This is a genomic window from Stappia sp. (assembly GCF_048268045.1).
Lineage (GTDB): Bacteria > Pseudomonadota > Alphaproteobacteria > Rhizobiales > Stappiaceae > Stappia.
The window spans coordinates 179,227-200,743 of the sequence record NZ_JBLWWG010000009.1; the positions used below are offsets into that span (position 1 = coordinate 179,227).

The window sequence follows — 21,517 nt, forward strand, 5'->3', positions numbered from 1 at the left end:
CGAACGGCACCTCTCGCGCTGAATGGACACACATGAATCCGACCCTGTTCCTTCTGGCCCTGTTCGACGGCGTCGCCTATGCGGCGCTTGTCTTCATCGTGGCCGTCGGGCTCACGCTGATCTTCGGCGTGATGCGCATCCTCAACGTCGCTCACGGATCGCTGTACGCGGTTGGCGCCTATCTCACCGTGTCGCTGACCGGTTACATGCTGGCGCTCGGCTTCGCGCCGGTCTTCGCCTTTCCGCTGATGCTGGTCTCCGCCATCCTTGTCGGCGTCCTCATCGGTGGGCCGATCGAGTGGCTGTTGCTGCGGCGGATCTACAACAAGCCGGAAGTGCTCCAGCTTCTCGTGACCTTCGCCGTCTTCATGATCCTTGAGGACGTGCAGCGCTTGGTTTGGGGCACGCAGCCCTATTTCCAGGCCGCTGTGCTTCAGGAACTGGGGCGGGTCACGATCTTCGGCGTCACCTACATGGCCTATCAGCTCATCCTGCTGCCCGTGCTGGCGCTGGTGCTTCTCTTCGGGCTGCGCTTCTTCCTGCGCCACACCATCGTTGGAAAGCTGATCCTGGCGACGACCGAGGACCGGGAGGCGGCCCAGTCCATCGGCATCGATGCGGACAAGGTGTTCCTGCTCACCTTCATTGTCGGCGCGTCGCTCGCCGGCCTCGGCGGTGCGCTGGCCTCGCCAACGACGTCGATCCTGCCTGGAATGGGCGCCGACATGATCGTGCTGTCCTTCGCGGTGGTCGCCACCGCCGGACTGGGCCAGATCGAGGGCGCGGCCTTCACCGCGCTGCTGATCGGGCTCGGCCGGTCCTTCGCGGTCTACGTCTGGCCCGAGACCGCGGTTCTCGTGCCCTATCTCATCATGCTCCTCGTTCTGCTGGTGCGCCCGGAAGGGCTCTTCGGCAGCCCGACGGCGCGCAAGATCTGAGGCCGGGACGCATGTCGCTTCGCAAACTCCTGCCGCTCCTCGCGGTCATCGTGGTGGCGCTGGTGCCTTTCGCCGCGCCGTCCATGCAGCTTCTCGTAAACCTTGCACTTGCCAAGGGGCTGGCCGTCGTCGGTGTCACCGTTCTGTTGCGCGCCGGCCAGGTCTCCTTCGGTCACGCGCTCTACTTCGCCATCGCAGCCTACGGCGGGGCCTTCCTGTCGGCGACGATGAACGGCGCGGATCTCTTTCTCGTGCTGCTTGTCTCGGTCGCCGGCGCAGCCCTGTCCGGCCTGATCGTCGGCCTGTTCGTGGTCCGCTACCGGGGCATCTTCTTCGGGATGCTCAATCTCGCGTTCTCGATGATCTTCTGGTCGATCCTGGAGAAATTCTACCATGTGACGGGAGGTGCCGACGGCATCCGCCTGCCGCGGCCGACGGTGCTCGGCATGGCAATGGAGCGCGGCCCCTTCGAACTCCTGCTCTTCTATCTGACGCTGGTTCTGGCCATCCTGCTCGGCTGGTTCACCATTCGCTGGTTCGCCTCGCCGCTCGGTCAGCTTTTCCAGACAGTCAAGACCAACGAGACGCGGCTCCAGTATCTCGGCGTGTCACCTCAGCGCACCCTTCTTGTCGGGTATGTCCTGTCGGCCGTGCTGTGCGGTACCGGCGGCGTGCTGATGGGGATTGCCCAGGGCGTTGTCACGCCTGAGTTCTCATGGTGGATCCGTTCCGGCGAGATGGTCTTCGTCGCCGTGCTCGGGGGAGCCGGCTCGGTGCCGGGCGCCTTCATCGGGGCGCTCATCTATGAGATCGTGCGCACTTATGCCTCCGCCTTTGCCGGCGATATCTGGCAGCTTCTGCTCGGCGGCTTCCTGCTTCTCATCATCCTGTTCGCCCCCGGCGGCGTCATTGGCATCTACGAAAGCGCGCTGAACCGCCTCACCGGCAAAGGGAGGACCCAATGAGCGCACCTCTTCTCGAAGCCCGCGATCTCCAGATCCGGTTCGGCGGCGTTGTCGCCGCCGACGGCGTCTCGCTGACGGTGGAGCGCGGCAAGAACCTTGCGATCATCGGCCCCAATGGTGCCGGCAAGACCACCTTCCTCAACATCTGCACGGGCTGGATCAAGCCGAGCCGCGGCAAGGTGTTCTTCGAGGGCAAGGATGTCACGCCCCTGCCGCCGCGCCGGATCGTTCGTCTCGGTGTGGCGCGCGCTTTCCAGATCCCGCAGCTCTTCACCGAGCATACGGCCCTGGAGAACCTGCTTATCTCCGTCGCCGCCCGCGAGGGGTTGATGAACCCTCTGCGCAATCTTCACGAAGTGAAGGAACGGGCGGAGATGATGCATCTGCTGGACATGATGGGGTGCGCGGATGTCGCGGACCGTCCCGTCATCGAGCTGTCGGAAGGCCAGCGCAAGCTCATCGACATTGCCGTCGCGCTGGCGTTGAAGCCGCGCCTGTTGCTGATGGACGAGCCGACCTCGGGCGTCGCGTCCTCGGAGAAGTTTGCCGTCATGGAAACATTGGTGAAAGCGCTCGGCGAAGCGCAGGTCACCTCCGTCTTTGTCGAGCACGACATGGGCATCGTCTCGCGCTACGCCGACGAGGTGGCTGTCTGGGCAGCCGGAAACGTGCAGATGCGGGGATCTCCGGCCGAGATTCTCGCGCATCCTGACGTGATCCGGGATGTGATCGGGGAGGCCGTGTGATGCTGGATCTCGAAAACCTGGATGCCAGCATCGGCATCATCCCGATCCTGCGCAGCGTGACCTTCTCCATCGAGGCGGGCGAGACTGTCGCGCTGATCGGCCGCAACGGTGCGGGCAAGACCACTCTGCTGCGGTCGATCATGGGCTTTACCTCCGTCTCCGGCTCGCTCCGTTTCGCGGGAGAGGAGATTTCCGAGCTGCGTCCGGCAAAGCGTCCGGGGCTCGGCATCGGCTATGCGCCCGAGGACCGGCGGTTGTTCTCGGCCTTCACCGTTGAGGAGAACATCTTGCTGCCGGCGCAGGTCGCCCGCCTCGACCAGGCCGAAACCCGCCGCCGGCTTGATCGGGTCTATCACATCCTGCCGGAGCTCAAGGAGATGGGCGGCCGGCCGGCCGGCAACGTCTCCGGCGGTCAGGGCAAGATGGTCGCGCTCGGCCGAGCTCTGATGCTCGGCACGAAGCTCGTCATGCTCGATGAGCCCTTCCAGGGGCTCGCGCCGGCTCTGGCGCTTCGCTACGCGGACGCGCTCAAGGCGTTGCGCGATGCCGACCGCACGGTTGCCCTCGTCATCACCGAATCCAACCCCTCTCTGTTGCGCGGCTTCGCCGGGCGCACGCTCGTGATCGAGCGCGGGGAAGTCTCCGAAGGCTCCCTGGAGCACGAAAGGACCTGAACCGATGAAAATGCAAAGCATCCGACTGCCCGATCCCTTGAACCTGATCGGCGGCAGGTGGATACCTGCGGCCTCGGGGCGGGAAATGGATGTCCGTTCGCCCATCGACGGCGAGGTTTTCACCTCGATCGCCGACTCCGGTCCCGAGGATGTCGATGCCGCCGTCGCGGCGGCGCGCGCGGCCTTTGACGGCGGCGCCTGGTCGAAGCTGACGGCGGCAGAACGCGGTCGGCTGATGCTGCGTCTTTCCCTCCGCATCGAGGCCGAGGCCGAGGCCCTCGCCCTGCTCGAGACCCGCGACAACGGCAAGCCGCTTCGTCAGGCGCGCGCCGACATGCTGGTGACGGCCCGCTACTTCGAGTTCTACGGTGGCGCGGCCGACAAGGTGCATGGCGAGGTGATCCCCTTTCTCGCCGGCTACAACGTCGAAATGCACCGCGAGCCGCATGGCGTCACCGGGCACATCATTCCCTGGAACTATCCGGCGCAGATGTTCGCCCGCTCGCTCGCCCCGGCGCTGGCGATGGGCAACGCCACCGTTCTCAAGCCGGCCGAGGACGCCTGCCTGACCGCGCTCCGCATTGCAGACCTCGCGTGCGAGGTCGGCTTTCCGGATGGGGCGATCAACGTGGTCACGGGGCGCGGCGAGGTCGCCGGAAAGGCGCTCTCGGAGCATCGTGGCGTCGATTTCATGTCCTTCACCGGTTCGCCGGAGGTGGGTGTCCTGATCCAGGTTGCCGCGGCGAAGAACTTCATTGGCTGCACGCTGGAGCTTGGCGGCAAGTCTCCGCAGATCGTCTTTGCCGACGCGGACCTCGAGGCGGCCTATCCGGTGATTGTCAACGCGATCATCCAGAACGGCGGGCAGACATGCTCCGCCGGCTCGCGCATCCTCATCGAACGCGGGATCTTCGACGAGGTGATGGCCGAACTGACCCGCCGCTTCGAGGGGATCGTCACCTCCGATTCCTCGAGCGAGGATGCCGTTCTCGGGCCGCTTATCTCCGCCAGACAGAAGCAGCGCGTCGAGCGCTATATCGATGAGGCCGACGCGCCGCTCGTTGCCCGCGGCAAGCTGGCCGGGGACGCCCCGCAGGGCGGCTATTATGTCCCCGCCGCGCTCTTCGGTCCCTGCGACCCCGGATCCAGGATCGCGCAGGAGGAGGTCTTCGGTCCCGTGCTCTGCGCCATCCCTTTCGAGGATGAGGCGGATGCGATCCGCATTGCCAACGATACGGAATACGGCCTGGTCGCGGGCTTGTGGACGCGCGACGGTGGTCGCCAGCAGCGCCTTTCCAAGGCGATGCGCTGCGGCCAGGTCTTCATCAATGGCTACGGCGCCGGTGGTGGCGTCGAACTGCCCTTCGGCGGGGTACGCAAGTCCGGTCACGGTCGGGAGAAGGGCTTCGAGGCCCTGCACGAGTTTTCCCGCATCAAGACCATCGTCAACAATCACGGCTGAGGAACAGATCATGAGACTTTCAGGAAAAACCGCCCTCGTCACGGGCGCCGCCTCGGGCTTTGGCAAGGGCATCGCCGAGACCTTCGTGCGCGAGGGCGCCAAGGTGGCGATTGTCGACATGAACGGCGAGGGAGCGAAGGCCGTCGCCCGCGAACTGGGTGATGCCGCCATTGCGGTCACCTGCGATGTGACCGAGGGCAAGCAGGTCGCCGATGCCGTGGCGGAAACGATCAAGGCCTTCGGCTCACTCGAAATTGTCGTCAACAATGCCGGCTGGACCAATCCGAACAAGCCGTTGATGGAGACCGATGAGGCGACCTTCCGCAAGATCTACGACATCAACGTTCTGTCGATCTTCCACATGACCAAGACCTGCGTGCCGGTGTGGGAGAAGCAGGGCGGCGGCGTCATGATCAATGTCGGCTCCACCGCCGGCATTCGTCCGCGCCCCGGTCTCACCTGGTACAACTCGTCGAAGGGCGCGGTGAACCTGATGACGCGCAGCCTCGCGGTCGAGCTGGCGGCCAAGAAGATCCGGGTCAACGGCATCGCGCCGGTGATGGGCGTGACTGGCCTTCTCGAGCAGTTCATGGGCGTGCCGGACACACCGGAAAACCGCGAAAAATTCATCTCCACGATCCCGATGGGGCGCCTTTCCGAACCGCGCGACATCGCCAATGCGGCACTCTATCTCGCCTCGGATGAAGCCGATTTCATCACCGGCGTGATCCTTGAGGTCGATGGCGGCCGCACCATCTGACCTGCCGCCTGTTCTGGTGGACCGGGGGCGTCATAGTCCCCGGGGAGATCCGCCACGACGCCCACCCGCAAGCGTGTTGCGGGTGGGTTTGTCTCTTGCCGGAGCGGTGAGGCGTGGCCGGCCGTCAGGCGATAGACGCCTCATGGGCCGCGAGCCTGTCGAGGATCTGGCGGGCGCGAATGACAACCGGTGCATCGACCATGGCGCCGTCGACCGCCACCGCTGCGGTCCCGTCGCCGGCGGCGTCCACGATTCTTCTCGCCCAGGCTGCTTCCTCGGGGGAGGGGGCAAAGCCTGCCCGCGCCGGACCGATCTGGGCGGGATGGATCAGCAGCTTGCCCGCGAAGCCGTAACCCACCGCATGACGGCAGTCGGCCTCGATCAGCGCGGCGTCGCGAATGTCGGTGGTGACGCCGTCGATGGGGGCGGCCTGTCCGGCAAGCCGTGCTGCAAGAGCAAGCGCGAAACGCGCATGGGCCAGCGTTTCGCGCTCATGCGCGATGCCGAGGTCTGCGGCAAAGTCGATTGAGCCGAAGGCGATCCTCTGGCTCGCCCGGGCGATCTCATGGGCGGCGGCAAGGCCGCTGGCGCTTTCGACCAGGGCAATGACGCCCGCCCCGGCGCGCCGCGCCGCGTGCTCAAGGCTGAGCGCATCCTCCGCCTTGGCGACGACGACACCGGCAAGCGGCAATTCGGCGCAGGCTGCGAGGTCCTGGTCGTGCCAGGCCGTGCCGGCCGCGTTGACACGCACCAGCAGCGGCACGGCCGGGGAGAGATCCGCGAGCGCCCTGGCAAGGCCCGCGCGGGCCTCGTCCTTTGCCGACGGAGGAACCGCGTCCTCCAGGTCGATGATCACGGCGTCCGCGCCGGCGGAAAGCGCCTTGGCAAAACGCTCGGGCCGGTTTCCGGGCACGAAGAGCGGCAGCGCGATCGTATCGAGAGCGGCGGAGACGGCGTCCGTTCGTCCTTTGGTCATCTTGAGAATCCTCTCCTGTCGTGACACGGGAGAGTGCTCAGCTGGCGACACGCTGGCAAATAGCCAGTTCGAAGTGCGCTCATAGACCGGTGTTATGGCATCTTGCCGCTGCAAAGGCATAGCTTGAGGCAATAGCCGCGGGGCAACCCCGCTATTACTCAGGCATCTTGCCGTCGGGCATACTTGCGGCACAGGAAATGGAGTCGCCTTTACAATGCCTTCTGATCTCGCCGGATTGCTTGTTGTGTCTGTGGAGCAGGCTGTCGCCGCGCCCTATCTGTCCGGGCGGCTTGCCGAAGCCGGCGCCCGTGTCATCAAGGTCGAACGGCCGGAAGGCGATTTCGCGCGCGGCTACGACCATCTTGTTCATGGTGAGAGCGCCTATTTCGTCTGGCTCAACAGGGGAAAGGAGTCCATCTGCCTCGACCTGCGCGAGGAGAACGACAAGACGCTGCTGTCGAGCCTGATCGCGCGCGCCGATATCTTCATCCAGAATCTGGCGCCCGGCGCGATCGACCGCCTCGGTTTCGCGCCCGACAGGTTGCGCGAGGCGAACCCGCGCCTCATCACCGTGTCCATTTCCGGCTATGGCGATGATGGGCCGTTCCACGACCTCAAGGCCTATGACCTCCTGGTGCAGGCCGAAAGCGGCCTCTCGGCGATCACCGGAAACGCGGATGGATCGGCGCGGGTGGGCGTGTCCGTCTGCGACATCGCCGCCGGCATGACGGCGCATCAGTCCGTCCTTCAGGCGCTGTATGCGCGCGAACGGACAGGCGAGGGGCGCCATATCGCGGTCTCTCTGTTCCATGCGCTTGCCGACTGGATGAACGTGCCCTACCTGCAGTTCGCCTATGGCGGCAAGGCACCGGAACGCAACGGGCTCAACCACCCGACCATCGCCCCCTATGGCGCCTACTCTGGAAGCGATGGCAAGGACGTGCTGTTCTCGATCCAGAACGAGCGCGAGTGGGCGATCTTCTGCCGCGAGGTGCTCGGTCGGCCGGAGGTGGCGAGCGATTCCCGCTTCGACAGCAACTCGAACCGGGTGGCGCATCGCGCCGACCTCGATGAAATCATCGCGGATGTCTTCAGCACTTTCCCGCGTGACGAGATCGCCGACAAGCTGAAGAAGGCGCGCATCGCCTTCGGGCGCGTCAGCACGATGGAGGATGTTGTCCGCCACCCGCAGAATCGCTACGTCGAGGCGGACACGCCGAGCGGCCCGGTGCGTCTTCTTGCTCCCGGCGCGCTGGTCAATGGCGCCTCGCCGGAGTTCGGCGCGGTCCCGGCCCTTGGGGCGGACACCGACCGCGTTCGCGCGGAGTTCGCCGGCGCCGGCGAACGCAGGCAGGCGTGATGCCGGAGGGAGCTCGTTCCATGACAACAGACATTGCTCCGGCGCTGGATGAGGTTGCCACTGCGCAGGTCCGGGTTCCCCAGACCAACGAACGTCTTCTCGATCTCTTGAAGCGGGAGCGGGCGGAAACGGTGCTTGACCTTGGGTGCGGCCATGGTGCGCTGTCGGGCTTGCTCGCTGACAACGGCTACCGTGTGACTGGCATAGATCCCGACTGGACGGCCGTCGCGACCGCGCGCGACAAGGTTCCGGCAGCTCGTTTCGAGGCGGCGACGGCGGAAAATCTTCCCTTCGCCGATGATAGTTTCGACGCGGCGACCTTCGTCAATTCCCTGCATCATGTTCCGGTTCCGGTGATGACAAAGGCGCTCGACGAAGCTCTTCGGGTGCTCCGTCCGGGCGGAGCGTTGGTTATTGTCGAACCGCTGGCGAGGGGGACCTTCTTCGAGGTGATGCGTCCGGTCGAGGATGAGACCGCGATCCGGGGAGAGGCGATAAAAGCCCTCGAGGCGCGCATCGCACGCGGCGACTGCCTGCTCAGGGAGCGGGTCGTCTATGACCGGCATTCGACATTTGCGGCGCTCGAGGGGTTCATCGACTATCTGGTCGCCGTCGACCCCTCGCGCCGCGCCGTGGCGGAAGCAAGGCGGGAAACGCTTTGCGAGCTGTTCATGCGGCATGGCGTGGAGACGCCGGAAGGGCGTGCCTTCGTGCAGCCGCTGATGCTGGTCCATCTGGAGGCGCCTGCCAGGGCGTGAGTTCGCGGTTGCTTTGCAGCGTGAAATCATTACGTAAGGTGGACGGTCCCGTGTCCCGGACGCGGACGCGACGGGCCGCGTGACAACCACCGAGCGGGACACGCAGGACCAATGGATCAGCTCAGACTAGCCGCGCTTGACGCCGAGGATCTCGCCGTGATTTCGGCCCAGGTTCAGGATGCGGTGCTGAAGGTCGGCGACATCCGTTACTTCGCCAAGGACGGACATCTGGTCGTCGCAATGAACCGCTTCGCCTGGGACAGGCTTTCGGCGAAGCCGCGCCGTGAGGAGATGGAGCGCCGCCGCGCCGCTCTCTCGTTCGCCGGCGCCAGCGACCTCAAGGCCAAGAATATCCGACAGGATGCCAAGGATGCGATCCTGTCGCTTCTGGCGGTGACCTTCACGCCCGAGGGCGACGAGCCATCCGGCCGCGTGGAGCTGGTCTTCGCCGGTGGCGCCAGCCTGTCGTTCGCGGTCGAATGCATCGAGGCGCAGCTCTCCGACCTCGGCGCGGCGTGGTCGACCGAGCATCGTCCCGAGCATTCGCTCGACTGACCCTTCTCTTTCTGACAGACCATGCGGCGGCGTCCACGGGGCCAGCCGCGAAACGACCGGAGCGATCCCTTGGTTCTTCGCCTGTCCAGCAACGGCCCGGATTTCGCGGCCCGGTTCAAAGAGCTTCTGGAAAGCAAGCGCGAGGCGTCGAGCGATGTCGACACCGCCGTGCGCGACATTCTCGCAGACGTGCGCGACAATGGCGATGCGGCGCTGCTTCGCTACACGGAGCGCTTCGACCGGCTGCCGGCTGCCAGTGTTGCGGAACTGACCGTTTCCGAGGCCGAGATTGCCGCCGCGCTTGAAGAGATCGACGCCGATACGCTGGCGGCGCTTGTTCTCGCCCGTGATCGGATCGCCTCGCATCACGCCCGCCAGATGCCGGCGGATGACCGTTATACGGACCCGATCGGCGTCGAGCTTGGCTCGCGCTGGACGGCGATCGATGCGGTTGGCCTCTATGTGCCGGGGGGAACGGCGAGTTATCCCTCGTCCGTGCTCATGAACGCCGTTCCGGCTCGCGTCGCCGGCGTGTCGCGCATGGTCATGTGCGTGCCGAGCCCGGACGGCAAGCTCAATCCGCTTGTGCTTGCAGCCGCCCATCTCGCCGGTGTCACCGAGATCTACCGAATCGGCGGGGCGCAGGCGATCGCGGCGCTTGCCTATGGCACCGAGAGCATTCGTCCCGTGTCGAAGATCGTTGGCCCGGGCAACGCCTATGTGGCGGCGGCCAAGCGCCGGGTGTTCGGCACCGTCGGCATCGACATGATTGCGGGGCCGTCCGAGATCCTCGTTGTTGCGGACGGGGAGAATGATCCGGACTGGATCGCCGCAGATCTTCTTTCCCAGGCCGAGCACGACGTCAGCGCGCAGTCGATTCTGATCACCGATGACGCTGGTTTTGCGGACGCGGTGGAGAAGGCGGTCGCGCGCCACATCGAGAGCCTGCCGCGCAAGGACGTTGCCGGGCCGAGCTGGCGCGATTTCGGAGCGATCATCCAGGTTTCCTCGCTCCAGGAAGCACCGGCGCTGGTCGATGCCATCGCGCCGGAGCATCTTGAGCTGGCAGTCGCCGACCCCGAGGCCCTGTTCGAGCGCGTTCGCAACGCTGGCGCGGTCTTCCTCGGCCGTCATACGCCGGAGGCCATCGGCGACTACATCGGCGGGTCGAACCACGTGTTGCCGACGGCGCGCTCGGCACGTTTCTCGTCAGGGCTTTCGGTGCTCGACTTCGTCAAGCGCACGTCGATCCTGCGCTGCGATGCCCAGACCCTGCGTATCCTGGGGCCTTCCGCGATCCGCCTGGCCCAAGCGGAGGGGCTCGATGCCCACGCGCGGTCGGTCTCGATTCGCCTCAATCTCTAGGCGGGAGGCCCGCCGCACTTGTCGTGGCCGGTGTCGTCGCGTTAGGTGTTGGTTCTGAGGAGAGGCGTCGCCATGGCGGCGGCGGCGATCCGGCGACGGTATGGGCGATGGCGGCAGTTGAGGATACCATGGAACGTTCGGCGGCGCGGCTCGTCGGCGTCGATCTCGACGAGGCATCCATTGCCCGTTCGACGCCCGATATCGAACACGAGCGGGCGGTCGCGATCTATGACCTGATCGAGGACAATGTCTTCGAGCCCGTTGGTGCAGAGCCCGGGCCCTATGTGCTTCATCTTTCAATGGTCGAGAAGCGCCTCGTCTTCGCCGTGACGCGGCAGAGCGGCGAGGACGTTGTCACGCACATTCTTTCGCTGTCGCCGCTGCGCAAGGTGGTGAAAGACTATTTCCTTATCTGCGAGAGCTACTTCGAGGCCATCAAGATGGCAACGCCGAGCCAGATCGAGGCGATCGACATGGGCCGACGCGGGGTGCACAACGAGGGCTCGCAAATTCTGATGGAGCGGCTTGAGGGCAAGATCCACGTCGATCTCACGACAGCGCGGCGGCTCTTCACGCTGGTCTGTGCGTTGCACTGGAAAGGCTAGATCGAGGCATGGGGCCGGGAGTGGCGCCTGGAGCCGTGCTGTTTGCCTGCGGCATGAATGCCGTGCGCTCTCCCATGGCCGCGGCAATCGTCGGGCAATTGTTCCCTGGCCGGGTTTATGTGCGCTCCTGCGGCGTGCGTGCCGGCGAACCCGACCCTTTCGTGGAAGCGGTGATGGCCGAGATCGGCTGCGATCTTGCCGATCATCGGCCCAGGACGTTCGAGGAACTGGACGAATCCGGCTTCGACCTGGTGATCACGCTTGCTCCCGAAGCGCACCACAAGGCGCTTGAAATGACACGCACCGAGGCGGTCGACGTGGAATACTGGCCGACACCCGATCCGACCCTGACGACAGGGTCGCGCGCGCAGATTCTCGATGGTTATCGCGCCACCCGCGACCTTCTGATGACGCGGATCAAGAAGCGCTTTGGATGGACCGCCGTGCCGGGTGGCTGAGTGGCCGGTTCCCGCCGCTCCCGAAGCGCATCAGGCACGCAAATCTGTGTGTTCCCTTTCTTCATGCGATCCGCTAGGTTCGCCGCCAACTCCGAACATCAATCAGGAATCCATATGGCTAAGGAAGAAGTCCTCGAATTTCCGGGCGTGGTCACCGAACTGCTGCCCAACGCGACTTTTCGCGTCAAGCTGGAGAACGACCACGAGATCATCGCACATACGGCCGGCCGCATGCGCAAGAACCGCATTCGCGTGCTTGCAGGCGACCGCGTTCTGGTCGAGATGACCCCGTATGACCTGACCAAGGGTCGTATCACCTATCGTTTCAAGTGATTCTGAAAGCTGCCGCTTTGCGCCGCCGCCAGCCGACCGAGAGGTCGCGATCCGATGACCGCCGCTGACACACCCATGCCTTCCGCAAAGATGCCGCTCGTGCTGGCTTCGGGCTCGCCGCGCCGGCTTGCGCTGTTGCAGCAGATCGGCATCGATCCGGACACGCTCCTGCCCGCCGACATCGACGAGAGCCCGCGCCGTGGCGAGACGCCCCGTGCGCTCGCCCAGCGGCTCGCCCGTACCAAGGCCGAAGTGGCGCGCCGCGCCGCCGACCGGGTGGAGGCGAATGTCGACGGGCTGGTGCTTGCCGCGGATACCGTGGTTGCCGTCGGCAGCCGCGTGCTGCCGAAGGCGGAGAGCTTCGAGGAGGCGGAAGCCTGCCTCCAGCTGCTGTCCGGACGCGGGCACCGGGTTTATACGGCGGTTTGCGTCAGTGCGCCGAAGGACGTCATCCGTCAGCGTCTCGTCGAGACCCGCGTGCGCTTCAAGCGCCTGTCGCGGGTGGAGATCGCGGCCTATCTTGCCAGCGGCGAGTGGCGCGGCAAGGCGGGGGGGTACGCCATCCAGGGGCTTGCCGGGGCGTTTGTCGTCAAGCTGGTCGGCTCGTATTCGAATGTTGTCGGCCTTCCGCTGCACGAGACGGCAAACCTGCTTGCCGGCCTGAAGTATCCGCTGCTCGACGCCTGGAAGGATCCGGCGAGCATTCGCCCCTGATCCTCTTCGTCGCCAGGTTGCCCGATTTTCCGAAGTTCCCGTAAAAATCGTGCTTCGCTCTTGGTTTCTCACGTCTTTTCCTGTCATGATCCGACCGACATCGCGCCGGGAGGGCGTGAAGGAAGACTGAGGAACCCGGGAGGAGTGAATGGGAGGACGGCTTGAGGGCAAGTCGGCGCTGGTCATTGGTGCGGGGTCTATCGGACCCGGCTGGGGCAACGGCAAGGCGACAGCGGTGCTGTTTGCGCGTGAGGGCGCGCGTGTCGCATGTGCGGACATCAATCTTGATGCGGCCGAGGAAACGCGGGCGCTGATCGAGGCTGAGGGCGGCACGGCCATCGCGCTGAAATGCAATGCGACGCGCAGCGCGGAGGTGGCCGACACGGTGGCGCGAACGGTCGAGGCGTTCGGAGGGCTTCATGTTCTCGACAACAACGTCGGCATTGCCGAGGTCGGGGACGTGGTCGAGCTTGAGGAAGCTGTCTGGGACCGCGTCAACGCGGTCAACCTGAAGAGCATGTTTCTCGGCATGAAACACGCGATCCCGGCGATGCTGGCAAGCGGCGGCGGTGCGATCGTCAATATCTCGTCCGTCGCATCGATCCGCCATATCGGCGTCGCCTATTCCGTGTATTCCGCGACCAAGGCGGCGGTGAACCAGCTCACCAGCGCAACGGCCATCGACTACGCCGCGCGCGGCATTCGCGTCAACGCGGTCTTGCCGGGGTTGATGAAGACGCCGATGGTGGAGAATTCGACCGGCCTGGCTTCGGCCTATGCGGACGGGGATGTCGAGGAAATGTGGCGGCGACGGGATGCCCAGGTGCCGATGGGGCACATGGGAGATGGCTGGGACGTGGCGAATGCCGCCCTCTTCCTCGCCAGCGACGATGCCCGCTACATCACCGGCCATGCGCTGGTCGTCGACGGCGGGCTGACACAGAAATACAGTTGAAACGCCGCGCGCCGGCGATCTCGTCGGCGCGCGACACAGGATGGAACCGTATGACCAGCGACGACACCTCGAAGGGCGCAACGCGCCCCGCACGCCCGTGCCCCGAATGCAGCAAGCTCTCGGTCGAGCAGTTCTATCCGTTCTGCTCGAAGCGCTGCGCGGACGTTGATCTCAACCGCTGGCTTTCCGGCTCCTACGGTGTTCCCGTGGTGGAGCTCGAGCCGGAGGATCTCGCGGAACTTGAGGCGCGGCAGAACGAGGAGCAGGGCGGCGGCGCGCGCGACTGATACTGCCGTTGCGTCTTGCGGGACTTTCTGCGGAAATGTGATGCGCGTCACCGCGCGGATTCGCTAGGTGGTGCAATCTGGGCCATCGATCCGCCACGGGGGCGTCCAGTCATCGATCGGAGAACGTCGTGATGTTTCGCCACTCCAGTCTGGTTGCAGCCGTGATTTCCGCGTGTGTTCTGGCAATGCCGGCCCGCGCAGACGGGGTTGGCGTCGCGAGCGCCGTCAACCAGAACGCCACGGGCCAGGTTGGCGGAGGGGCCTTGCGGACGATCCGCATCGGCAAGGCGGTGTTCAGCGGCGAGCGCATTGCGACCGACGGCAAGGGCCGTGTTCAGGTGCTCCTCGCCGACGGCTCCAATTTCATGGTCGGTCCCAATTCCAGCCTGGTCATCGATGAATTCGTCTACCGTCCGGCCGCAGGCCAGGCCAAGCTGGTGGCCACCTTCGGCCGTGGCGTCGCGCGCTATGTCGGCGGCAAGATCTCCAAGAACCGTGGCGGTGTGACGATCCGCACCCGCCAGGGCACCATCGGCGTACGCGGCGGGATGACCAACCTCGTCGACCAGGGCGGCCCCATCGTCTTCTCCTTCCTCTATGGCAAGGACCTCACGTTCGTCGGCCGCAACGGCAAGACGGTGCGGGTGTGGCGCTCAGGCTATTCGGTCTTCGCCAATGGCGGCAGCGGCAGAAGCGGGCGCACGCCGAGCGACATCCTCAACGCAGCCGCCCGGGCGTTCAAGGGCGGTGGCGGCGGGCCGCGGCCGACCGATGAGCAGCTTCGGCGGTTCGCGCTCGGCAATTCCGCCTTGCCGCCCAGGCCCGGTTCTCCGATCCCTCCGCCTGTGATCACCTCGGTCGGAACGCCTGTGCCAGGCACCTTCATCGACTATGACTTTGCGAACTCGACACGCCTGATGGGAAGGCCGCCAGGCACCTGCGTGACCTATCCGAGCTGCTAGGCGCGGGAACGGGGCGGGGCTGCTGCCCCGTTTCCTATCGGTGCATGGGGGGTAAACGCCGGTTGCGACGGTTTGCGCAAGCTGGCAAGGTCCTGACGCAAGGTCTGTTTCCTGGGCCGGGCGATGGACGATGGGCGCCCGCGCGATGGCGGGTCGCGGGGAGATGACGGCGATGCGACATCGGGAATTGAAGACGGGACTTGTGGCGCTCGGCATGCTTGCCGGACTGGGGATCGGCGCCGCGCAGGCAGACTTCTCTCTCACGATCCTGCACATCAACGACCTTCATTCCCGGCTTGAGCCGATCAACAAATACGACAGCACCTGCAGCGCCAAGGAAGACGCGGAAGGCAAGTGCTTCGGTGGCATCGCCCGCATCAAGGCAAAGATCGACGAGCGCCGGGCGGCGCTCTCGCAGGCCGGCCGCAATGTGATCACGCTAGACGCCGGCGACCAGTTCCAGGGCTCGCTTTTCTACACAACCTACAAGGGCGCAGCCGCTGCCGGGTTCATGAATGCCATCGGTTTCGACGCCATGGCGGTTGGCAACCATGAGTTCGACGACGGACCCGAGGGGCTTTCCGCCTTTCTCGACAAGGTGAAAGTGCCGCTCCTGTCCGGCAATATCGACGTGGAGAACGAGCCGACGCTGAAGGGCCGCGTGTCGGGGCCGCTGATCCTTGAGTTCGGCGGCGAGCGCGTCGGCATCGTCTCGGTTCTCGCGGAGGACACCGACGAGACGTCCTCGCCGGGGCCGAATGTTAAGTTCCTGCGCGCCGAGACCTATCTCAAGGGGGCGGTCGAGGGATTGCAGGCTGCCGGCGTCGACAAGATCGTGGCGCTCACCCATATGGGGCTGCCGCGCGACATGGAGATCGCCACCCGGGTGCCCGGCATCGACGTCATCGTCGGCGGTCACTCGCACACGCTCCTGTCGAACACCGAGAAGGGGGCTGCGGGCCCTTATCCGGTGCTGGTGCAAAACCCGGCCGGAAAGCAGGTTCCCATCGTCCAGGCCTATGCCTATGGCAAATATCTGGGTGAACTGGAGATCGTCTTCGACGACGACGGCAACGTCACCTCGGCGAACGGAAATCCGATCCTGCTCGACGTCTCTGTCGCCGCCGACAAGGATGTAACCGCCCGGCTGGGCGAGCTTTCCAAGCCGCTTGAGGAAGTCCGCACCAAGGTGATCGGCCGCACCGATGCGGAGATCGACGGATCGCGCGACACCTGCCGCGCGCAGGAATGCTCGATGGGCGACCTGGTGGCCGACGCCATGCTCGACCGCGTGCGTCCCCAGGGCGTTCAGATCGCGATCCAGAACGGCGGCGGCCTGCGCGCCTCCATCGATGCCGGCGAGATCACCATGGGTGAGGTGATCTCCGTCCTGCCGTTCCAGAATACGCTCGCCACGTTCCAGCTGAAGGGCAGCGACGTGATTGCGGCACTCGAGAACGGTCTTTCCAAGGTCGAGGAGGGGGCCGGCCGCTTCCCTCAGGTCGCCGGCATCCGCTTTTCCTGGACGCGGGCGCGCAAGCCCGAAGACGGCCGCGTCGTCAGCGTCGAGGTGGAGACGGAAGGCGGCTGGGAGGCACTTGATCCCGACAAGACATATGGCGTCGTTTCCAACAACTACATGCGTGGCGGTGGCGATGGATATCGTGTGTTCGCCGATGCGGGGCAGAATGCCTATGACTACGGCCCTGGACTTGAAGTCGTTGTCGCAGACTACATCGCGGCAATGAGCAATGGCTTCAGTCCCGCGACCGATGGACGGATCCGTGAGGTGAAGTAGGGTCGATATCCCTGCGGAAGATTAATATATATGCAGTTGAACGACTGTTGCGCGGCTTGTTGTGTCGGCTGCGCAACAGATCGTGGGAAATACGAACCCGGCTCGTGTGAGGCGCGGGACTCGCGTTGGTTGCCTGACGTAAATTCCGCAAGGTCGATGCAAGGGCATCCAGACCCGGAGCATTCTCCCGATCGTTGGTGATGGTCGAAGGAGTTTTCGGAGGGTATCACGTGAGATTGGGGCGCAATGCTGCGCGCGTTCTGGCGCAGGCTGCGGTGCTTGTGGCGCTGGTGCCGGTTCCCGGCTCTGGCGCACATGCGCAATCCGCGGGGCCTGCCGCCGTCGACGCAATAGCGAGTCGCTCCGACGCGGTCTCCCGAGCGGATCTGCAGGCGCGTCAATCCGAGCTGCTCGGCGTCATGCTGCGTGATCCATCAAATCTCGACATCGCCTTCGAATACGCAACGGTTTCCGCTGCGCTCGGCGATTATGAGGCCGCGATCGGCACTTTCGAGCGGATGCTGATCTATGCCCCGGGCCTGCCGCGCATCCAGCTTGAGCTTGGCGTTCTCTACTTCCGTCTTGGCTCTTTTGATGCTGCGCGTTCCTATTTTCAGTCCGCTCTTCAGGCCGACAATGTGCCACCGGAGGTCGCGGAGCGGGTCAACACCTTCCTCACCGCAATCGACACGGCGGAAAACCCGGCGAAGTTCACGGCGACGGTCATGACCGGCATCCGCTGGCAGTCGAACGCCAATGCCGGTCCTGGCGGCCGACAGGTCACGCTGAACGGGTTGCCGTTCCTGCTGGACGATACCGCCATCGGGCGCCCGGACTGGAACGTCTTCATCGCCGGAAACGCCCATTTCGCTTATGACCTCGGCAATCAGGGTGACCTTCTGGAAGCGGATCTCCTGTTTTATGGCGGCCGGTATTTCGATGCGACGCGGCTCGATACCGAGCTTGCCGAGCTGACCTTCGGTCCGTCCTTCAACCTGGCCCGTTTCAACATCGACAACGCCCGGATCGGCTTCTACGGCATCGCCGGGGGCGTCCGGCTCGACGATGCCAACTATTCCGGTGCGCTCGGCTTCGGCACGCGGTTCGCGATCCAGCCAGATTCGCGGACCGCGCTGACCTCCAAGCTGGAGTACCGGCGGCGCTGGTATCGCGACACCGCCACCTATCCGACGGTGAGCAACCGCGACGGCTACCAGATCGCGGGGCAGACGACCTATGCCTATGCGTTCGACCGCAACTGGTCCTTCCGCGGCTTCGTGATGGGCGACTATGAGCAGGCGGCCGCGCACTTCGAGGAGAGCTGGGAGCTTGGCGCTGGCATCGGGGCGACCTACCGCTTTGCATCGCCCGTGGCAGCGCTTTCCGGAGCCTGGTCGCTCGATGCCGAAACCGGCTATATCCGTCGGGAATACCGCGCGCCCGACCCTTCGGTGAACCCGTCCAGCGCGGAAACCGACAACGAGTTCTGGCTGCGCGGTGGCCTGACCGTGCCGATCCGCTCTGATATCGCCGTGGCGCTGACCACCGAATTCCGGCGGCTGCAGTCGAACTACCCGACCCGGGATTATTCCAACACGTCGGTGATGATGAGCGTCGTCAAGGCGTTCTGACCTGACGGGGCGGTGGAAAGCGCCAGGACCTGTTCCCGCATCAGCGTTCGGGCCTCTTGGGCGCAATGAGGACATGAAATGAGCCGTCTGCCGGTCTTGGCCGCATCGCTTGCATGCGTTGTGCCCGCTCTCGTCGGTGCCGGCGACAGCGCGATCGCGCGCGATGATATCGGCATCGCGGCGGCGGTGAACCAGCAGGCGACCCGCACGCCCCCCAGCGCGGCGACGCGCACCGTCGTGCTTGGCGACACGCTGATCTTCCGCGAGCGCGTCGAGACGCGCGGCGAGGGGCTGGTGCAGATCCTGCTGCGTGACGGATCGACCTTCACCGTGGGTGCCAACTCCGATCTCGTCATCGACGAGTTTGTCTATGATCCGAACGCCGGTTCCGGCAGGCTCGTTGCCTCCTTCGGCAAGGGGGTTGCCCGCTTCGTCGGCGGCAAGCTCAGCAAGAGTGTCGGCGGGGTGACCGTGAAGACGCCCGTCGGAACCATCGGCATTCGCGGCGGTATCGCCAATCTCAGCGTGGCAGGCAATGCCGGCCGTTTCTCGCTGCTTTTCGGGGACGAACTCAGCTTTACTGGCCCGGGCGGGCAGCGCGAGAGGATATTCGAGCGTGGCTATACGCTCGCTGTCGAAGCGTTCTCGGCAGCCTCCCTTCGCGCCGTGGTGCGGCGGACGACGGCCGACGATATCAGCGGCGTGCAGAGGCAGCTCTCCGGGCGGCCCGGTCAGACGGGCGGGACAAGCAATCCGCCGACGGAACAGGCCATCGGTCGATCCCGGATCGGTCAGGCGAATTCGGGTCGCGCGGTCACCAATGTCGCGCCGCGCCCGAAGCCGCACGTCGTTGTCTCCACGAACCTTGACGACCGCGACCGTGTGCTCGGCGAGATCGCCAGCCGGGCCAACAGGGACCGGATCGACAACGGCGGCGGCGATCATCCGCAAGGCCTTGCGGTGCGGGTGCTGACGAGCGGCAGTTCCTATGAACCCCTCGATTCCGGCGTCGTGGTGACGAACCCCGGCGCGCAGGAACTCCTTGGCGGTTCGCCAGCGACGGACAGGACCATCGTCTTCGTGCCCAACGGGACGTTGACGGAGATGACCGGGACGATCGACGGCGAGACGCTGACCATTCCCATTCCCTCCGGCGGGCAGTCCGTGTTCAGCGCCGTGACGTCCGCTGCGCGCTCCGTCAACGGAACGGTCTATCGCCGTGGAGACGACTTCATCGCCTTTGCCTATTTTCCCGAAATCTCGCCCTCGGTGCTGGGGTTTAACAACCCGGTCCTCGGAATCTGGGGAACCCGGACCATGGCCGCCGACGTCGAAATGGCGGCATCGGGCGACCCGGAGATCCGCACCTACAAGCTTTCCGCCGATCCGCTGCAAGCAACGCGGCTCGGCGTCGAGCACAAACTCTATTTTCTCAACCCGGCAGCTGCCGATCTGCTCGGAGCGGCGTTCCTGTCCGGCGTGCGGACCAGCGACATGCTCGTCATAGCCAACCAGGATGTGACGCTCGTCGACCCTCGCTATCTGGTCGCTTCCATGGGGATCTCCGGTTCAGGCGAGGACCAGAAGTCGGCGATCAGCGTTTCCGCGGGCCTCTTCTCTTCTGACGGCGAGGGCGGTCTGCAGATCAAAGGTTCGCGACGGGGAAGCTACCGCGCCTCGGCCTATGACCCCTCGGTTCTCTATGCCGGTCCGGTCTCCTCCATCGCCTCGTCGGCGGGCGCGCATGTCTTCGGCCCGAACGGCGAGAACTTCGTCATCGGATATGATCCGGACACACTGGACGCTGGCGACGACAATTCCGCCGTCCGTCCGCTGCCCTATCTGTCGGAGGAAGCGAGCCACGGTGGCTACGTGCACGTCGGCGACTACCAGTATGACACGCCGACAATGGAGTTCTTCCGGTCCTCGCGCACGCTCAACGGCTACGCGGCCGGGATGATGGAATCGAAAACCACCGGCGGTGTGCCGGTCCCCTTCTGGTCGCAGAGCGCCGACGATCTGGTGCTGGTCACTGATGCGAGCGAGAACTCCGCTGGCGCGTCGATCCGCGTCGGCGACAACTTCGGTCACGATCCCGGACTTGCCGGGCTGGTCCTCGGGTTCGGTGACAGCCTGCTGACGTCGTCAGTCGATGGCGCGTCCGCTTTCATCGACAATGACCGTTATGCCCTGACCCACAATCGCGGTGAGACTTTCGCCATCAACGATGCCGACGACATCATCGTGCCGGATCAGAATCCGCGCAGCTACATGATCCCCTCGACACTTGTCGCCGGCGCCGACACAGACCTCTTCGCTGGAACGCCCCGCTGCACCTGCTCCTTCCTTGAGTGGGGCTACTGGGGAACCCGGTTCCGCGGCGAGGATGAAACGATCACCGGATCCGATTCCAGCCGGCGAGACTACATTCATCTGGGCACATGGGCGGCCGGCAACGTCACGACCAACGCAGCCCTGCCGACGGCGGGCACGGCCAGCTACACCGGCCATGCGGTGGGCAGCGTCGCCAGGCAGACGGTCGACGGGACGGCACAGTATCTGGCGGCCGGCAGCTTCGCCATGACCTATGACTTCGCGTCGCGGGTCGGCTCCAGCAGTATTTCCGGCTTCGACGGGCGCGACTTCGCCGGGGTGGTCGGTGGTGCCAGCGGCGCGCCGGGCGATCTCAACAGCTTCTCCGGTGCGTTGAACCAGACCGGCGGCGATGTGTCCGGCACCCTGACCGGCGCCTTCGTGGGCGGTCCCGGGGGCGTTGCACAAGGTGTGGTTGGCAGTTTCGGGCTGGAAAACACGTCGGGAACGTGGAGCGCGACCGGCGTCATTGTCGGCCAGCAATAGGGCAGATCGGCGCCATTTGGCGGCCGGCAGGGTCATTGCGGCGGGAGCTTGGCAGGAGCGCCGTCAACGCCGCCGGCAGGCGTTTCAACCGCTTGTGCAAAACTTTGCCGGGACGGCTGGACAGGCCAGTTTCCAGCCTCTATAAGACCGGCAATTCAAGGCGTTGCGACGTTTGACGCAGGCCCTGTGCCCAGGTAGCTCAGTTGGTAGAGCAGCGGATTGAAAATCCGCGTGTCGCTGGTTCGATTCCGGCCCTGGGCACCACTTACCCTTAGATAAATCCCTACAGATCAAGCCCTTAACGGCTTTATGGTGAGTCTTGGCGAGTCCGTCGTCAAGCCCCTCGTCACACTTCC

The 21,517-nt window shown here is 65.1% G+C and carries 21 protein-coding genes and 1 tRNA gene; 21 read left to right on the plus strand and 1 reads right to left on the minus strand.

Translation table 11 applies throughout. The annotated features are described in order from the left end of the window. Window positions 1–32 precede the first annotated feature (32 nt). Genes ACN0WF_RS15480 through ACN0WF_RS15505 form a run of 6 tightly spaced genes read left to right on the plus strand, consistent with a single transcriptional unit; the run spans window position 33 to window position 5,545 of the window. A complete protein-coding gene (locus ACN0WF_RS15480; RefSeq protein WP_417773673.1) occupies window positions 33–938 on the plus strand; it encodes a branched-chain amino acid ABC transporter permease in 906 nt (301 codons plus the stop codon). 11 nt (window positions 939–949) lie between these two features. After that, window positions 950–1,903, plus strand: coding sequence for a branched-chain amino acid ABC transporter permease (locus tag ACN0WF_RS15485; RefSeq protein ID WP_417773674.1), 954 nt, complete (start codon window positions 950–952; stop codon window positions 1,901–1,903). Further along, window positions 1,900–2,649 carry an ABC transporter ATP-binding protein gene (locus tag ACN0WF_RS15490; RefSeq protein ID WP_417773675.1) on the plus strand — a complete coding sequence of 250 codons (750 nt, stop codon included), beginning with the start codon at window positions 1,900–1,902 and terminating at the stop codon, window positions 2,647–2,649. The genes ACN0WF_RS15485 and ACN0WF_RS15490 overlap by 4 nt, the downstream gene beginning before the upstream one ends. Then, a complete protein-coding gene (locus tag ACN0WF_RS15495; protein ID WP_417773676.1) occupies window positions 2,649–3,323 on the plus strand; it encodes an ABC transporter ATP-binding protein in 675 nt (224 codons plus the stop codon). The genes ACN0WF_RS15490 and ACN0WF_RS15495 overlap by 1 nt, the downstream gene beginning before the upstream one ends. Window positions 3,324–3,327: 4 nt before the next feature. Beyond that, window positions 3,328–4,785 carry an aldehyde dehydrogenase family protein gene (locus ACN0WF_RS15500; protein WP_417773677.1) on the plus strand — a complete coding sequence of 486 codons (1,458 nt, stop codon included), beginning with the start codon at window positions 3,328–3,330 and terminating at the stop codon, window positions 4,783–4,785. A 10-nt stretch (window positions 4,786–4,795) separates the two neighbouring features. Next, window positions 4,796–5,545 carry an SDR family oxidoreductase gene (locus ACN0WF_RS15505; RefSeq protein ID WP_417773678.1) on the plus strand — a complete coding sequence of 250 codons (750 nt, stop codon included), beginning with the start codon at window positions 4,796–4,798 and terminating at the stop codon, window positions 5,543–5,545. Window positions 5,546–5,669: 124 nt separating this feature from the next. Here ACN0WF_RS15505 and ACN0WF_RS15510 read toward each other — a convergent pair whose 3' ends face one another. Then, window positions 5,670–6,521 carry an HpcH/HpaI aldolase/citrate lyase family protein gene (locus ACN0WF_RS15510; RefSeq protein WP_417773679.1) on the minus strand — a complete coding sequence of 284 codons (852 nt, stop codon included), beginning with the start codon at window positions 6,519–6,521 and terminating at the stop codon, window positions 5,670–5,672. Between the two features lie 214 nt (window positions 6,522–6,735). On the opposite strand from ACN0WF_RS15510, the gene ACN0WF_RS15515 reads away from it, so the two are divergent. From ACN0WF_RS15515 to ACN0WF_RS15585, 15 genes are all read left to right on the plus strand, one after another. Beyond that, window positions 6,736–7,881 (plus strand): CaiB/BaiF CoA transferase family protein, encoded by a 1,146-nt coding sequence (locus ACN0WF_RS15515; RefSeq protein ID WP_417773680.1) that lies wholly within the window; start codon window positions 6,736–6,738, stop codon window positions 7,879–7,881. Window positions 7,882–7,901: 20 nt separating this feature from the next. Then, a complete protein-coding gene (locus ACN0WF_RS15520; RefSeq protein ID WP_417773681.1) occupies window positions 7,902–8,639 on the plus strand; it encodes a class I SAM-dependent methyltransferase in 738 nt (245 codons plus the stop codon). 111 nt (window positions 8,640–8,750) lie between these two features. Continuing rightward, window positions 8,751–9,194 (plus strand): DUF2948 family protein, encoded by a 444-nt coding sequence (locus ACN0WF_RS15525; RefSeq protein WP_417773682.1) that lies wholly within the window; start codon window positions 8,751–8,753, stop codon window positions 9,192–9,194. 69 nt (window positions 9,195–9,263) lie between these two features. Then, complete coding sequence (gene hisD / locus ACN0WF_RS15530; RefSeq protein ID WP_417773683.1) at window positions 9,264–10,559, plus strand: histidinol dehydrogenase; 1,296 nt, start codon at window positions 9,264–9,266, stop codon at window positions 10,557–10,559. 128 nt (window positions 10,560–10,687) lie between these two features. Continuing rightward, complete coding sequence (locus ACN0WF_RS15535) at window positions 10,688–11,164, plus strand: UPF0262 family protein (protein WP_417773684.1); 477 nt, start codon at window positions 10,688–10,690, stop codon at window positions 11,162–11,164. 8 nt (window positions 11,165–11,172) lie between these two features. After that, the gene (locus ACN0WF_RS15540; RefSeq protein ID WP_417773685.1) at window positions 11,173–11,622 is read left to right on the plus strand and encodes a low molecular weight phosphatase family protein; all 450 of its coding nucleotides are present in this window, start codon (window positions 11,173–11,175) and stop codon (window positions 11,620–11,622) included. A gap of 114 nt (window positions 11,623–11,736) precedes the next feature. Next, window positions 11,737–11,955 (plus strand): translation initiation factor IF-1, encoded by a 219-nt coding sequence (infA, locus tag ACN0WF_RS15545; protein ID WP_013653834.1) that lies wholly within the window; start codon window positions 11,737–11,739, stop codon window positions 11,953–11,955. A gap of 75 nt (window positions 11,956–12,030) precedes the next feature. Beyond that, window positions 12,031–12,669 (plus strand): Maf-like protein, encoded by a 639-nt coding sequence (locus tag ACN0WF_RS15550; RefSeq protein WP_417773686.1) that lies wholly within the window; start codon window positions 12,031–12,033, stop codon window positions 12,667–12,669. Window positions 12,670–12,817: 148 nt separating this feature from the next. Next, window positions 12,818–13,624 carry an SDR family NAD(P)-dependent oxidoreductase gene (locus ACN0WF_RS15555; RefSeq protein WP_417773687.1) on the plus strand — a complete coding sequence of 269 codons (807 nt, stop codon included), beginning with the start codon at window positions 12,818–12,820 and terminating at the stop codon, window positions 13,622–13,624. A gap of 50 nt (window positions 13,625–13,674) precedes the next feature. Continuing rightward, window positions 13,675–13,911: a DNA gyrase inhibitor YacG gene (gene yacG, locus ACN0WF_RS15560; RefSeq protein ID WP_417773688.1), complete on the plus strand. Its 237-nt coding sequence runs from the start codon at window positions 13,675–13,677 to the stop codon at window positions 13,909–13,911. 131 nt (window positions 13,912–14,042) lie between these two features. Next, entirely contained in the window at window positions 14,043–14,873 is an 831-nt protein-coding gene (locus ACN0WF_RS15565) for a FecR family protein (protein WP_417773699.1), read from the plus strand. 172 nt (window positions 14,874–15,045) lie between these two features. Then, window positions 15,046–16,671: a bifunctional metallophosphatase/5'-nucleotidase gene (locus ACN0WF_RS15570; protein ID WP_417773689.1), complete on the plus strand. Its 1,626-nt coding sequence runs from the start codon at window positions 15,046–15,048 to the stop codon at window positions 16,669–16,671. Between the two features lie 230 nt (window positions 16,672–16,901). Further along, a complete protein-coding gene (locus tag ACN0WF_RS15575; protein ID WP_417773690.1) occupies window positions 16,902–18,302 on the plus strand; it encodes a tetratricopeptide repeat protein in 1,401 nt (466 codons plus the stop codon). A 78-nt stretch (window positions 18,303–18,380) separates the two neighbouring features. Beyond that, on the plus strand, window positions 18,381–21,161 hold the full coding sequence (locus ACN0WF_RS15580) for a FecR domain-containing protein (RefSeq protein WP_417773691.1): 2,781 nt from the start codon (window positions 18,381–18,383) through the stop codon (window positions 21,159–21,161). Between the two features lie 188 nt (window positions 21,162–21,349). Then, window positions 21,350–21,425 (plus strand) — tRNA-Phe (locus ACN0WF_RS15585). Window positions 21,426–21,517: the final 92 nt, after the last annotated feature.

Coding starts and splice junctions, on each gene's coding strand:
- ACN0WF_RS15580 (WP_417773691.1), top strand. CDS start 18,381: ATGAGCCGTCTGCCGGTCTTGGCCGCATCGCTTGCATGCGTTGTGCCC.
- ACN0WF_RS15570 (WP_417773689.1), top strand. CDS start 15,046: ATGCGACATCGGGAATTGAAGACGGGACTTGTGGCGCTCGGCATGCTT.
- infA (WP_013653834.1), top strand. CDS start 11,737: ATGGCTAAGGAAGAAGTCCTCGAATTTCCGGGCGTGGTCACCGAACTG.
- ACN0WF_RS15495 (WP_417773676.1), top strand. CDS start 2,649: ATGCTGGATCTCGAAAACCTGGATGCCAGCATCGGCATCATCCCGATC.
- ACN0WF_RS15500 (WP_417773677.1), top strand. CDS start 3,328: ATGAAAATGCAAAGCATCCGACTGCCCGATCCCTTGAACCTGATCGGC.
- ACN0WF_RS15505 (WP_417773678.1), top strand. CDS start 4,796: ATGAGACTTTCAGGAAAAACCGCCCTCGTCACGGGCGCCGCCTCGGGC.
- ACN0WF_RS15515 (WP_417773680.1), top strand. CDS start 6,736: ATGCCTTCTGATCTCGCCGGATTGCTTGTTGTGTCTGTGGAGCAGGCT.
- ACN0WF_RS15565 (WP_417773699.1), top strand. CDS start 14,043: ATGTTTCGCCACTCCAGTCTGGTTGCAGCCGTGATTTCCGCGTGTGTT.
- ACN0WF_RS15490 (WP_417773675.1), top strand. CDS start 1,900: ATGAGCGCACCTCTTCTCGAAGCCCGCGATCTCCAGATCCGGTTCGGC.
- ACN0WF_RS15480 (WP_417773673.1), top strand. CDS start 33: ATGAATCCGACCCTGTTCCTTCTGGCCCTGTTCGACGGCGTCGCCTAT.
- ACN0WF_RS15510 (WP_417773679.1), bottom strand. CDS start 6,521: ATGACCAAAGGACGAACGGACGCCGTCTCCGCCGCTCTCGATACGATC.
- ACN0WF_RS15525 (WP_417773682.1), top strand. CDS start 8,751: ATGGATCAGCTCAGACTAGCCGCGCTTGACGCCGAGGATCTCGCCGTG.
- ACN0WF_RS15555 (WP_417773687.1), top strand. CDS start 12,818: ATGGGAGGACGGCTTGAGGGCAAGTCGGCGCTGGTCATTGGTGCGGGG.
- ACN0WF_RS15550 (WP_417773686.1), top strand. CDS start 12,031: ATGCCTTCCGCAAAGATGCCGCTCGTGCTGGCTTCGGGCTCGCCGCGC.
- ACN0WF_RS15485 (WP_417773674.1), top strand. CDS start 950: ATGTCGCTTCGCAAACTCCTGCCGCTCCTCGCGGTCATCGTGGTGGCG.
- ACN0WF_RS15540 (WP_417773685.1), top strand. CDS start 11,173: ATGGGGCCGGGAGTGGCGCCTGGAGCCGTGCTGTTTGCCTGCGGCATG.
- yacG (WP_417773688.1), top strand. CDS start 13,675: ATGACCAGCGACGACACCTCGAAGGGCGCAACGCGCCCCGCACGCCCG.
- ACN0WF_RS15520 (WP_417773681.1), top strand. CDS start 7,902: ATGACAACAGACATTGCTCCGGCGCTGGATGAGGTTGCCACTGCGCAG.
- ACN0WF_RS15535 (WP_417773684.1), top strand. CDS start 10,688: ATGGAACGTTCGGCGGCGCGGCTCGTCGGCGTCGATCTCGACGAGGCA.